Genomic DNA, 12,526 nt, shown 5'->3' with positions numbered 1-12,526 from the left:
CCTAGAGCGATCAAGTCGTTAATCGCGTAAGAGCCTTCTCACCGTGAAGACGTGCCGTGGCTGGATGCCGATCCGCTTTAGCGCCCCAGATGGCGCTCGCCGCGCTTCTTTGCCAGTTCGATCTGCTGCTGCCGGTCGCGGAACCGCTGGCGGTCCTCTTCTGTCCGGTCGTCGTAACAGCTCGGGCAGGACACACCTTCCTCGAACAATGGGGATTGGCGCACTTGCGATGTGATCGGGTTGCGGCAGGCGTGGCAGAGCTTGTGATCGCCTTCGGCAAGACCGTGGACGACGGAGACGCGCTCGTCAAACACGAAGCAGGCGCCTTCCCACAGGCTCTCTTCTTCCGGCACCTCTTCCAGATATTTCAGGATGCCGCCCTTGAGGTGATAGACCTCATCGAACCCCTGTTCCTTCATGAAGGCGGTCGCCTTTTCGCAGCGGATGCCGCCGGTACAATACATGGCGATCTTCGGCTTGTTGTGCAGGCCGGGATTGTTCTTTACCCAGTCGGGAAACTCGCGGAAGGTCTTGGTCTTCGGGTCCACCGCGCCCTTGAAGAGACCGATCGCGGTCTCGTAGTCGTTGCGGGTGTCGATGACGATGGTGTCCGGGTCGGAGATCAGCGAGTTCCAGTCGCGCGGATCGACATAGGTGCCGACGATGCGGTTGGGATCGATATCCGGCACGCCCATGGTGACGATCTCTTTCTTGAGCTTCACCTTCATGCGCACGAAGGGCATGTTCGATGCCCGGCTTTCCTTATGTTCCAGCGCCGTAAATTCCGGCTGCGCACGCAGGAAGGCAAGTATGGCGCGCACACCCGCATCGGGCCCGGCAATGGTGCCATTGATGCCTTCCGCCGCCAGAAGCAGCGTGCCCTTGACGCCGTTTTCCCGGCAAAGCTGAAACAGCTCGTCGCGCAGGCTTTCAAACCGCGGCAGGCGGGCGAAATGATAAAGCGCAGCCACGAGAAAATCGCCAGTGGGGTGAGGGGCGGCTTCCGGGCGGGGGAGAATGGTGGTGTCGGTCATGGGCGCTGAAATACAGTGGCGGCGGCCGCAAATCAATATTTATCCGCCGCTGCCGGTATTTTGAAAATCGTCAAATTCTCAGTCTCTTCGGGCTTTCCGGTCTACTTCGCCGCCTGCCGCCATAAAAGGCCGACGATGCGGCTTTCGGTTCTGGCGGATTCGGAGAAGACTTCGTTTGCCAGCTCAAGGCCATCTCCGCGCAGCACCTGCTGCCTCTGAATGATTGCATCGAGAAGCAGAGCCAGTCGCTCGCCATTGCCGAAACGCTCCGGTTCCCGGTCCGCAAAGGCTGCAAGGACCGAAAGATCGTGCTCGTGGCCAAGGATGTCGACCAGCCGCTTGGTGTCGGCCCGCTTGGCGCGCATGGCCGATGGCCAGAGGCGGCGCAGAAGGCCGAGATGCATCCAGTAGGCCTGGCCCGCCTTGCGCAATTCGTGGAAATGTTCGACGTCGGCCTGCTCATGGCAGTCGGCAAGTGCTTTACGCGCCCTCTTCCTCTGCTTCGCCCACCCGGTCTTCACCAGCCTTGTCACATCCTTAAGCTCGTCCGGCAGCGACACTGCCTTCAGCTTCTTGCGTGCTTCCTCGCAGCCGGCGATGGCGGCCGCAATGGCCTCGTCGAGACCTGCCTCATGTTCGATGGCGTGGTCACGGCGCTTGCGCAGGACTGTCGCGATCGATCGCAGCGCCTTTCCTTGCGTCGTGGAGGCCGCGAAAGTCTCGAGATACTCCACCGTCTCCACCAGCGCCGTCGCTTCCCGCGCAAAAGCGAGCGAGCGGGCGATGTCGCGAAAGCGGGCGTTTTCCTCTTTGCTGAAATCGGGTGCTGCCCTGGCGATGAGGCGGTAGAGGGCGCGCAGCCGCTTGAACCGCTTGCGGGCATCGTGCACCGCCTCATGGCGCCCGGAAGGCTGGTCGCGAAGGCTGGTTATCGCCTCTTCGATCAGCTCCAGTCCCGCGCGGCGGATTTCATCGTCGAACGGTTTGTTCGGGTCAATCCTGAAGGGCATCCGCCAAGTCTCCGTGGGGACAGTCCATGGCGAGCGACTGGTTGGAGAAGCGACGGTCGCCCGTTACCTCCTTGCCAAGCCAGGAGGGTAGATCGGGGTTGGCGTTCTCGTCGTCCATCTCTACCTCCGCCACGATCAGCCCCTTGTATTTACCCTCGAAAACATCGACTTCCCAAGTGAATCCACCGTGATCAACCGTGTGGCGCATCTTCTCGATCACCACGCCGGGGGCGCTGGCCATCAATTCTTCCGCGTCATTCAGTGGAATGGAATATTCATATTCATCGCGGACGAGCGAACTCGCGCCGATCTTGATGGTCAGTGTCGCGTCAAGCCCGTTGACGATCCTGACCCGGACCGAACGATTTTCCAGCGAGGCGATATATGCCTGCCGGAAAGCCATGCTATGCGTCACTTCATTACGCCATTCATCGCCTGCAACCAGAAACTTCCGCTCGATTTCCTTGGCCATGCTGTCTCCGTAAACCGGTGCGCCAGATTATCGCATGAAGACGTCATAAAGAAGCGAATAGATTGAAGTATCTGGATAAAAATGGTCTTGCCATGCCTCGACATCAAGGCCGGGGCAGGCTAATCGATAAACCGGATTTCAATCGTTTCAATCGCGCAAGGGAGGCTTATCTTGGCCCAGGACTCCGAAAAACTGCTCTCCATCCTCAAGCTGCAGCCAGTCGTGCCGGTGCTGATCGTGGATGATGCCGCCTCCGCCGTGCCGCTCGCGCGCGCTCTGGTCGCAGGTGGCCTGAAGGCAATCGAGATCACCATGCGCACGCCGGCGGCACTCGATGCCATCCGTGCGGTTGCGGCGGAAGTGGAGGGCGCCCATGTCGGCGCTGGCACCATCCTCAACGCCAAAGATTTCGAGGCGGCCGCCGAAGCCGGTTCAACCTTCATCGTCAGCCCCGGCATCAACAAAAGCGTGCTGGAAGCTGCGCGCGCCTCCAACGTGCCGCTGCTTCCAGGGGCCGCCACGGCAAGCGAAGTCATGGCGCTGCGCGACGAAGGCTACAAGGTGCTGAAGTTCTTCCCGGCGGAACAGGCCGGTGGCGCGCCATACCTCAAGGCACTGTCCTCGCCGCTCGCCGGCACGGTGTTCTGCCCGACCGGCAGCGTTTCGCTGAAGAATGCCAATGATTATCTTTCCCTGCCGAACGTCGTCTGTGTCGGCGGTTCCTGGGTTGCTCCGCGCGAACTGGTGGCAACGGCTGACTGGGCCGGCATCACCAGGCTCGCCGCCGAAGCCGCAGCACTGCGCGGCTGATCTACTACTTCTTCAAGCCCGTTCACGAAGGCGTGAGCGGGTTTGTCATTTGTATTCGTGCCATGGCTCCCTATCTTCCCGTGTAGACTTTACCCTCACAGGAGATTTTGATGTTCGACGCCAAGAAGCTTCTTGAACAATTCCTCGGCTCACAGGTGCCGGGCCTTTCGGGAAGCGTCCGTGACAGAGCCGGGCAGGCCGCCGATATCGCCAAGAACAATCCGATGAAGGCCGGTGCGCTTGCCGCCGCCATTCTGGGCACCAAGACCGGCCGCAAGCTCGCCGGCAATGTCGCCACCATCGGCGGCGTCGCGGCCATCGCCGGTCTCGGTTATCTCGCCTACAAGAATTACAAATCCGGGCAGGCGCCTGAAGTAGCTCCAAAACCCGAGCCGGAGCTTCTCGCCCCGCCCGCCGATTCCGCCTTCCATCCGCAATCTCCCGCCCTTTCCAACGATTTTGCGCTGAAACTCATCCAGGCGATGATTGCCGCTGCCAAGGCAGACGGCCATATCGACGAAAAAGAGCGCGCCAACATCATGGATAAGGTGCAGGTGTCCGGCCTCGACACTGAAGCCGAGCGGTTCCTCGAAAAGGAACTGGCCGATCCGCTGGATATCGACGCACTGGTGGCTGCTGCCCGCACAGAGGAGCAGAAGGTGGAAATCTACACCGCCTCGCGTCTTGCCATAGAGGCCGATACGCGGGCTGAGCGCGGTTATCTTGATCTGCTTGCCGGGCGGTTGGGATTGCCCGATGCGCTGGTCGATCATATCGAGTCGACGGTGGTGGCGGCGAAGGTTTGAGGTTAGAACAGGGGGGTGAACCACGCCCCCCTGCCGTATATGCACTGTTGTCATCCAGCCCCGCTTGGCCTAATCCTTCTCCCAGACAATGGGGAAGAGAATGCGCGATCTGAGTGATTTTAAGGGATGTCCGGCGCCGCAGCCGGTGACGCTGAAGGGCCGTTATGTGACGGCGGAAACGTTTGATCGCGACAGGCATCTTGCAAGGCTCTGGACTGCACTTGGTGGTGAGGGGGTCAATGCGCTTCTCAAATATTTCCCGCAAAGCGGCTTTGCCGATGCTGCAGCCTTTGGTGACTGGCTTGTCAACGCGGGTGATAAACTCAACTGGGTGACATTGGTTTTCGTTGAAAATGCCACCGGTGACGTCGTCGGAATGGCAAGCTACATGCGGCCCGATCCCGCCAATGGCGTGGTCGAGGTCGGTTCGGTTGCCCATGGCGCCAGGATGAAGCGCTCGCCGCTTTCGACCGAAGCGCATTATCTGATGGCGAAACACGTTTTCGAGGATCTGGGTTACCGCCGCTACGAGTGGAAATGCCACAATCAAAACGAACCCTCCAAGATCACGGCGAAGCGTTACGGCTTCACCTTCGAGGGTGTGTTCCGCCAGCACATGATCTCCAAGGGTGCCAACCGCGATACGGCGTGGTTTTCCATGATCGACGGCGAATGGCCGTTGATTGGCAAGGCGTTTGAAATCTGGCTTTCGCCGGAGAATTTTACGGCCGATGGCGCGCAGAAGCGCAAGCTTGAGGATATCCGCGCGGAGCTCGCCCATGACCACGCCTGAAAAGAAGGCTGGCTCTGGCCGTAAAGACTGGTCGCCGGGCCTTGCCGCCGCTGGCATCATCCTTGGTTTTGGGCTGGTGTTTTACGTGATGCCGAAAATCATGCTGTGGCTGGGGGATTATTCGCCCTTTCTTGCCGCGGCGTTTGGCTCGGTGGTGGTGCTGTGCTTTTTCCTGCTGTTCTGGCTGCGCGCCCGCTACCAGCGCCGCCGCGACAGTCAGAACTGAAGCGACGCGCCAAGCAGCATAAGGCCCATCAAAAGCACGAACAGCGCACCGGCAATCTCGATCGCGTGGCTGATGCCCGCTGCCCTGCGGCTTCCGGGGCCGGCGAAGCGCACGGCAAGCCCCTTGGCCGAGACGGCCATGATGGCAAGCAGCGATACGGTGATGGCGGTACCCAGCGACATGGCAAGCACGGAAAGCACGCCGCCGAGAAAAATCCCGTTCAATAGCGCAAAGCTCATGACGATGATGGCGCCGGAGCATGGCCGCAGGCCAACTGCGATGATGGCCGACCACGCTTCGTGCAGGCTGAAATTCTTGCCTTTGAGAAGCAGCGGATCGGGCGCGTGCGATTTTCCGCAGGAGACGCAAATATCACCTGTGCCGCTATGGGCGTGGTCCGCGAAAACCGGCTTGCCCTGAAACCTGAGGCCCGTGCCCATACCCGTGGTTCTGACTGCTGTTGCTTCCCCCGCAACCGCGAAGGCGGCAACCGGTACGCGCCGGATGCGCAGCGACCAGAGCTTGCGTAGCAGAAGCCAGGCGCCGAACAGCGCCACCATGGCAAAGCTGGCGATCTCCATTGCCTGCGTGGCTTTCGTCATGGTGATGGAGGTGCCGCGCAGCACGAGCCAGGCAGCGACAACGAGGCCGATGGCCATTGCGCCCTGAATGAGTGCTGAAATGAAGGAAATGAGAATGCCGCGTTTCAGCTGCGTTTCATTGGCGATCATGTAGGAAGAGATGACAGCCTTGCCGTGGCCAGGACCGGCGGCATGAAAGACCCCGTATGCAAAGGAGAGGCCAACCAGCGATGCCATGGCCCAATTGTCTTCGCGCATAGCTTTCAGGGCACCGGTCAGCGCCCGGTAGAACATCTGCTGGTGCACGTTGATCCATTGCATCAGCGGCGCGAACGGCCCGCCAGGGGCAAAGGACGGCTCGGCCGAGCCTATGCCGAGCGGCGATTGCGCATGGGCAGCACCTGCCACAGCCAGCACGCAGATTGCGGCGATGGTCAGGTGTCCGCAAAGGCGCCCGCTTCGGCTCAGCATGTCACCTCCAGCCGGGTGGCGAAGAGTTTGGTCATGTCGGTGCCGGTCGGGTCGTTGAAGAAGGCGTCGGTGAGCGAACTCTGGTTTTGCGAGATCACCTCGTCCGGGTCGGGACGCACGACATGGTGCTTGCAGGCGGCGAGATCCTTGCCGACGGTCGCCAGATCGCCGTCTTTCGCAAAATCGATCGCCGTATACATGGTCGGGTCCCACGCGCCGAAGCTGAGCTTGCCCTTGATGGAAAGCGGCGTGTTTGGCTTGACGGAAAAGAACATCAGAATCTGCTTGTCCTTGTAGTCCACATGAATGGTGTCGGGCTTTGCGAAATCCACCTGTTTTCCGTTGGCGGTAATGAAGGTGTAGTAGGAATATTCGCCGAGCGATTCACGCACGGTGTTGCCGATTTCGGCCAGCTCATTCTTGTCCAGCTTCAGGTCGCCGTTCTTGTCGTAATCCATCACCACGCTTGCCGAGAACATCTCGTCGAAACGCCAGATGTTGCGCACCTCCTGGATGGTACCGTTCGGCCCCTCGACGATTTCCATGCGCGCTTCGGCGAAAATATGCGGATGTGCCGCGGCGGCAACGGGAATGGAGGTCAGGCCAGCCGCAAGGAGCAAAAGTCGTCTGTTCATTATCCGGTCTGTCCTGCCTTCGAATCTCGGAGCTGGATTCTAGCAGAAATTGGGACCGAATTTCGACCTGATATGCGCTTTGGTGATGTGGCTGCCCTATGTTTCAGAAGGTGCCGGTGAAACGCGAGGTGACGCTTGATCCGCTATAGGACAGGTCGGTGTCGCGCTCGCCATGCAGAAGGCGGTTGAATTCCACCTCCAGCTTGCTGTTCTTGCCGGTATCGAAGGACAGTGTGGCCACCAGCCTGCGTTCGCTGGTATCGTAATTGTAATAGATCCAGTCCTTGTGGACACGCTGCAGCGCAAGGTCCAGCCCCACCTTGTCGGTGAGCTTGCTTTTAACCACGAACTGCCAACGGCGGTGGAACTCGGCAATGGGATCATCAGGGTCGAAAAGCGCGTAATCCTGGGAGAAGCCAGCACCGAAGGCGATGCGGTTGGTAGCCTTTACCTCGGCTTCGGCCCTGAGATAGGGCCGGGTGCGCTTCACCTTGTCGCTGATATCGTCGCCGGAAATCGTCGTCAGGCCCCCTTCGGCCAGAACGGCGAAGCGTTCGGAGAACTTGTAACCGTAGGCAAGTGATCCCCGCAATGTGCTGGCCGGAAAACGCTCGTATTTCTCCTGCTGGCTTTCCGGCACGACAATGCGGTCATAAGCAATTGTCAGTCCGGCCTCGCCGCCGGCCAGCGGGCGCACATGTTCGGCCTTGAGCGACAAGAGCGCTTCATTGGCCTCCAGGCGGGTGGGCTCGAAATAGGCCGGACGAAAACGCGCCTTGCCTTTCATCAAACTGGCAAAACCCGCCGTCAGCGTGCTCTTTCCGCCAAGAGCAAGGATGCCAAGCTGTGTCGATGCCTCCAGCTTGTGGTCCAGTCGCCGGTAACCGATGTCTTCTTCCGGCAGATGCAGGAAGATATCGCCGGCATCGCTGCGTGTGCCACGCAGTTCCACGGCCCATTCCAGCCGCTCCGACAGACGCCTGGTCAGCCCCAGGCTGGCAATGGTGTTGTGTTCATTGGCAAAACGGTAACGGGGGAGGCGAACCTCCTCATGCTCGAGCGAATAACGCAGTTCCGTGCCGTCAAGCACGAACTTTCCGTTAAGCCCGAAGCCGGCGCGCAGCGAAATCGCCTTCAGCCGGTTGGTATCGCCGAAGTAATTGGTGTCGTAGCCGATGCCGGTTTTATAGGTGATATTGTGTTCATCGGCGTTTTCCCCCGCCTGCGCACCGCAGGTGCAGGCAAGCCCAAGAACAAGCGCGATGTATCCTCCCAGCCGCATTTGCATCTCCGGTCTCTAATTAAGCAATATCTTATATTTGGATGGTTAATAAAGTTTCAGGGGCGATATATTGTCGAGGCCGGAAGTCATGGTGTATTCCACGGAAATTCGAGAAGAATATACCGGCGCCACTCGCGTAAAACTTGATTAAAATCACCAGTATTAAAGTTAATTATTTATTGTAATATTAGACTTTGCTTGAATTAGAATCCTCTAAATATACAGTTCGACTACGCCATGGGGCGTGATCAAACATAAGAGGAGAGAGAAATGATTGCCAAATTTGCTTGCATAGCCGCTGTTCTTACTGTCGCTTCCGTTGGTCAAGCCAATGCCGGTGGTCTGCTGGGCGGTATCCTGTCCGGAAACAGCAACAAGGGCGGCGCACTCGTCGTCGTGTCGCCAAGCATCGATCTGGGTGTCAGCGGTATCCTGTCCAATAACGGGACTCTGAACGGCAACAAGACCGGTATCCTGAATGGCCTTCTCAACGGCAACAAGACTTCCGTCGATGTCATCGACAACAAGAACGATGGCGGCAAAAAGCGTCGCCACTAATGGTGCAGATCGAAAATCGACAGGGATTTTCGGCGTGAACGATGCGCGCAGGATATAAGCCGGAAGCAGTCCTCCAGCTACGTGTGTATGACACACGGTGCTTCCGGAAATAACAAACGGCGCATCGCATGACTGCAAGGGGGCCTTCGGGCTCCCTTCTTTTTGTTTGTGTGGCCGCCAATGACTGCACACACAAAACTGCGAGATGGCCACTACTCATGAGGGTTTTGTGACGCGATCGCTGTCGTCATATGTCGGGACGCACGGTTCGGGATCATCCGCGTGAGTTCTAATCTATATTTGATAAATATTGGCAATATTAACGGGAATACGTTCTGCAAGGGCCTTTTTGTCGGTACCGTTTACGCGATTTTAACCACGATGTTCTTCAATCTAGGGGTGCGTCAACCCCGTCATTACGCTGCGTTTCTGGTCGCGAAAACTCGCATCACGCAGGTGCCGGGATGGTATTTTCAAGGAGCTATCGCATGTTGAAACAATCTCTTCTCGCCCTCGGCCTGCTCGGCATTCTTTCTGACGCATCCGTTGCCGCCGACGCCGTCGGCGATATTCCAGCGGCACCGGTCGTCAACGATGTTGCGCCTGCCTTTTCCTGGGACGGTGTTTATGTCGGTGCCTCCGCCGGTTATGGCTGGAACCGCGTGAAGTCGACCACTTTCGGTGTCACCACGAAGCATGAATTTGACGGCGGCCGTTTTTCCGGTTTCGCTGGTTATAACGCTGAAGTGGCCCCCTCCATCATTCTGGGTGTCGAGGGCGATCTCGGTTATGCCTGGGGCGACAAGACCATCGTCACCAGCGAGGTTTCCGCAGGCCTGAACGGCTCCGCGCGTCTGCGCGCCGGTTATGCGATCGACCGGGCGCTGATCTACACCGCTGCCGGCTACACCGCGACGGACAGCGAAGTAAAGGCGCCCTTCGGTGAGGACAGCAAGGTGCTGCACGGCTGGACGGTCGGTGCGGGTGTAGACTACGCCTTTACCAACAACCTGTTTGGACGCGTCGAATATCGTTACAACGACTTCGGCAAGGCAACCTACCATACCGGTCCGATCACTTCGACCGGCGATGTCAGCGAACACGTCGTCAAGGTTGGCCTTGGCGTGAAGTTCTGACGGTTTTTCCGTCTTCGACAAGGGGCGGCGCAAGCGCTGCGACGCCCCGGTGCTCAGGGAAACAGGGGTGGCGTGCTTCGTGACGAACGAAAACACACATCGCCTTCCGCTCGGGCTTGAACAGCATACCCTTTTGGTGTGATGGTGGCATCAATCCACTTCCCGCTGCCGATCTCCAGTCGATTCCCCCATGCTACAGAAAAACACCTCGCCGGGCGTTTTTGATCGTCAGGCCTATATGATCGCCGTGCTGGTCTTCATCGCCGGCGGCACCAATGCGGCTGTTGTGCCATTTATCGGTTTTTACATCATACAGGTCCTTGGTCACCCGCCCGCCACGCTTGGTCTCTACAGCGTGACGGCAATGGTTGCTTCGATCATCGCCAGCCGCACTTATGGCGAACGTGTCGATGCCGGTGTGCGCGTGCGGCCTTTGCTGCTGCTCTCTGTGTTTGGTGCTTTTATCGCAGCGGCAGCGGCGACCTCCGGGCATCTGGCATTGCTCGTGGCGGTGACGGCAACGGGAATGGGGCTTTCCAACGCCGCCAGTACCCTGATTTTCAGTTATGGTCGCTACTATGGCCGGGTAAAAGCACTGGATGCACCTGCCTATAACGCCTTTCTGCGGACAATGGTGTCGCTGGCATGGATGCTGCTTCCGGCCGCCGCCTATCTGATCCTCGATCTTGCCGGTGCGCAGGCCGTGTTCATGAATGCCATGCTGATGGCGGCCATCTGGGGCGGGCTTGCCCTTGCCTTCGTGCCGCGCGGCCAGACATGCCCGATGGAACGACGGAAAGAGGGCGACAACGATACGCGGCGCAACCTGCCGCTGTTGATGGCGGCGGCGGCCAGCTTCTGTATGTCTTTCGCCCACGCCTTGTGTGCCTCGGCCCTGCCGGTATTTCTGGTGCGCGAGGTGGGCCTGCCGGATTACGTGCCGGGCCTGTCGCTGAGCGTCAAATGCGCGATGGAGGTTCTGCTGATCCTGCTTGCGCCAAGGATCATGCGCCGGGTCAGCGCCCGCATCCTTCTTTGTATCTCTGCGGTGATGGCAATCGTCGCCTTCAACGTCATAGCCTCGGTCCAGACCCTTCCGGCCATGTTGTTCGGAGCAGCACTTGAAGGGGCCTATTACGGGCTTTGCGCCGGAACGTGCCTCACCTTCGTGCAGGGCTTTGCGCGCGGACGCACCGCGCGGGCGACCGCGCTCTACATGAATTCCATTTTCCTTGCCGGGTTGTTTGCAGTGCCGCTTATGGGGTTTGTGTCGCAATATGCGAGCTTCGGTACGTCGATCAGACTTGCTTCGGTTGGTGCAGGGGCAGCCCTGCTGCTGCTGTTCCTGACGCGGCGTCAGGTCAGCGAATAGCGAGACAACGCCGAGGTTTTCTGGCGCTGACACCTACCAGCCCTCATGCCTGTGCTTGTCACAGGAATCCAGTCGATGCGCGTCTGCGTGGCGAAAACAGTCCCTTGCAGCCCAAGGACTTGGGCTGGCTAGATTCCTTTGACGAGCACAGGAATGAGGGCGGAGATTGAGCCGTATCGAGCCATCCGTCGAAACCGGACGTGCGCCTGTTGCTGTCCTTACGCCGAAATATCGACAATGCCGCAGTCGCCTGCCTCGGAGGCAAATGCGAGCAGTTTGCCGGTGGCGCTCCAGTCCATGCCGGTAATGGCGCCCTTGCCGGGGCGGCGAAGCAGGGCTTCCTTGCCATCCGCAAGCCGCACGCCAAGGATCATGCCGTCAATGAAGCCAATGGCCAGCACATCTTCCAGCGGGTGAAAGGCGACATTGGTAGCCATGATGTTGGCGCGGCTACCAAGTTCTTCGGGTGCCTTGCCCATCGGGCCGTCCTTGCCGGAAAACGGCCAGACGATCGCGGCCGGGGCACCTGATGAGGCGAGCCACTTGCCCTTTGCCGACCACGAAACGGATTTCACCTTGGCGGGATAACCCGTCATGCGCATATGGCGGGCTTCCATGCCGCCCTTGGTGGCCTCCATCTTCCAGCCATGCAGGGCGTTTTCCTGCATGGTGGTGACGAGGAACTTACCGTCAGGCGAGAAGGTGACGCCGGTATGGGCACCTTTCCATTCCAGATCGACCGGATCGCCTGCACTCGCCACCCAATGCAGCGTCACGCCGTTATAGCGTGCAACGGCAATGCGCAGGCCCTTGGGCGCGAAGGCTATTGCCTCCACCGTGCGTTCTTCCTTGAATTCCTTGACCGTGCCGTCCGAGAGGCGCACGAAGCTGGACTTGCCGACACCATAAGCGACCGCCTTCTGCGGACCGCCGGCAACAACGCCGACCCATTTCCGCGGCACATTGGCGATCTCGCTGAGGCTGCCATCATGGCCAATGCGCAGCACGCGCCCGTCCTCGCCGCCGGAAAGCAGCGTGGCGCTATAGGGGTCGCGGATGCAGGTCAGCAGACCCTCATGCGCCTCAGTGACCTTCTCGCCGCCATCCAGCCGGTGAATGGTGCCGGCGGCGGTGGCAAACAGCGGAATGTCGCCGAGAAAATGGGTCGAGACCACGTGGCCTTCGATATCAAGCGGGGCAACAGTCGGCATGGGGCATCGGTCTTTCGTCTATGTGTTTGTCATTGATGGATTTCGGTCGCAGACCAGGTCGGGAAGACCCGTTGGTGCGGTTTCAACCCGTGGCGTCAAGGTCGGTCCTCGGGTCATGCCCGGGGATCA

General features: G+C 59.3%; 14 protein-coding genes. 7 read left to right on the top strand and 7 right to left on the bottom strand.

From position 1 onward, the window contains the following. Positions 1-77 precede the first annotated feature (77 nt). From trhO to QE432_RS01735, 3 genes are all read right to left on the bottom strand, one after another. Entirely contained in the window at positions 78-1,034 is a 957-nt protein-coding gene (gene trhO / locus QE432_RS01745) for an oxygen-dependent tRNA uridine(34) hydroxylase TrhO (RefSeq protein ID WP_026331042.1), read from the bottom strand. 101 nt (positions 1,035-1,135) lie between these two features. Next, on the bottom strand, positions 1,136-2,044 hold the full coding sequence (locus QE432_RS01740) for a CHAD domain-containing protein (RefSeq protein WP_111799908.1): 909 nt from the start codon (positions 2,042-2,044) through the stop codon (positions 1,136-1,138). After that, on the bottom strand, positions 2,028-2,516 hold the full coding sequence (locus QE432_RS01735; RefSeq protein ID WP_306623247.1) for a CYTH domain-containing protein: 489 nt from the start codon (positions 2,514-2,516) through the stop codon (positions 2,028-2,030). Before QE432_RS01735 ends, QE432_RS01740 begins: the two co-directional genes overlap by 17 nt. Positions 2,517-2,687: 171 nt before the next feature. Here QE432_RS01735 and QE432_RS01730 point away from each other — a divergent pair, with 171 nt between their 5' ends. The 4 genes from QE432_RS01730 to QE432_RS01715 all read left to right on the top strand — a co-directional run bounded on the left by QE432_RS01730 (position 2,688) and on the right by QE432_RS01715 (position 5,151). Further along, entirely contained in the window at positions 2,688-3,326 is a 639-nt protein-coding gene (locus QE432_RS01730) for a 2-dehydro-3-deoxy-phosphogluconate aldolase (RefSeq protein ID WP_003516242.1), read from the top strand. 110 nt (positions 3,327-3,436) lie between these two features. Continuing rightward, the gene (locus QE432_RS01725) at positions 3,437-4,132 is read left to right on the top strand and encodes a tellurite resistance TerB family protein (protein WP_003516244.1); all 696 of its coding nucleotides are present in this window, start codon (positions 3,437-3,439) and stop codon (positions 4,130-4,132) included. Between the two features lie 100 nt (positions 4,133-4,232). Then, positions 4,233-4,925: a GNAT family N-acetyltransferase gene (locus tag QE432_RS01720; RefSeq protein ID WP_019566970.1), complete on the top strand. Its 693-nt coding sequence runs from the start codon at positions 4,233-4,235 to the stop codon at positions 4,923-4,925. Then, positions 4,912-5,151 (top strand): hypothetical protein, encoded by a 240-nt coding sequence (locus QE432_RS01715; RefSeq protein ID WP_003516247.1) that lies wholly within the window; start codon positions 4,912-4,914, stop codon positions 5,149-5,151. Before QE432_RS01720 ends, QE432_RS01715 begins: the two co-directional genes overlap by 14 nt. Here the strand turns inward: QE432_RS01715 and QE432_RS01710 are convergent. The 3 genes from QE432_RS01710 to QE432_RS01700 form a co-directional block, all read right to left on the bottom strand. Continuing rightward, positions 5,142-6,203 (bottom strand): nickel/cobalt transporter, encoded by a 1,062-nt coding sequence (locus QE432_RS01710; protein WP_306623245.1) that lies wholly within the window; start codon positions 6,201-6,203, stop codon positions 5,142-5,144. The two genes, QE432_RS01715 and QE432_RS01710, sit on opposite strands and share 10 nt — an antisense overlap. Then, positions 6,197-6,838 (bottom strand): DUF1007 family protein, encoded by a 642-nt coding sequence (locus QE432_RS01705; protein WP_004430943.1) that lies wholly within the window; start codon positions 6,836-6,838, stop codon positions 6,197-6,199. Before QE432_RS01705 ends, QE432_RS01710 begins: the two co-directional genes overlap by 7 nt. 103 nt (positions 6,839-6,941) lie before the next feature. After that, complete coding sequence (locus QE432_RS01700) at positions 6,942-8,120, bottom strand: hypothetical protein (RefSeq protein ID WP_111801979.1); 1,179 nt, start codon at positions 8,118-8,120, stop codon at positions 6,942-6,944. 270 nt (positions 8,121-8,390) lie between these two features. On the opposite strand from QE432_RS01700, the gene QE432_RS01695 reads away from it, so the two are divergent. The 3 genes from QE432_RS01695 (at position 8,391) to QE432_RS01685 (ending at position 11,186) form a co-directional block, all read left to right on the top strand. Continuing rightward, entirely contained in the window at positions 8,391-8,678 is a 288-nt protein-coding gene (locus tag QE432_RS01695; protein WP_306623243.1) for a hypothetical protein, read from the top strand. Between the two features lie 488 nt (positions 8,679-9,166). Beyond that, a complete protein-coding gene (locus tag QE432_RS01690; RefSeq protein WP_004430952.1) occupies positions 9,167-9,814 on the top strand; it encodes an outer membrane protein in 648 nt (215 codons plus the stop codon). 190 nt (positions 9,815-10,004) lie between these two features. Beyond that, positions 10,005-11,186, top strand: coding sequence for an MFS transporter (locus QE432_RS01685; RefSeq protein ID WP_013762339.1), 1,182 nt, complete (start codon positions 10,005-10,007; stop codon positions 11,184-11,186). A 218-nt stretch (positions 11,187-11,404) separates the two neighbouring features. Here QE432_RS01685 and QE432_RS01680 read toward each other — a convergent pair whose 3' ends face one another. Then, complete coding sequence (locus QE432_RS01680) at positions 11,405-12,397, bottom strand: WD40 repeat domain-containing protein (protein WP_013762340.1); 993 nt, start codon at positions 12,395-12,397, stop codon at positions 11,405-11,407. Between the last annotated feature and the right edge of the window lie 129 nt (positions 12,398-12,526).

It is taken from the genome of Agrobacterium sp. SORGH_AS_0745 (assembly GCF_030818995.1).
Taxonomy (GTDB): domain Bacteria; phylum Pseudomonadota; class Alphaproteobacteria; order Rhizobiales; family Rhizobiaceae; genus Agrobacterium; species Agrobacterium tumefaciens.
The sequence above is the reverse complement of the archived record's forward strand: the minus strand, read 5'-3'. Positions and strand labels throughout refer to the sequence as shown.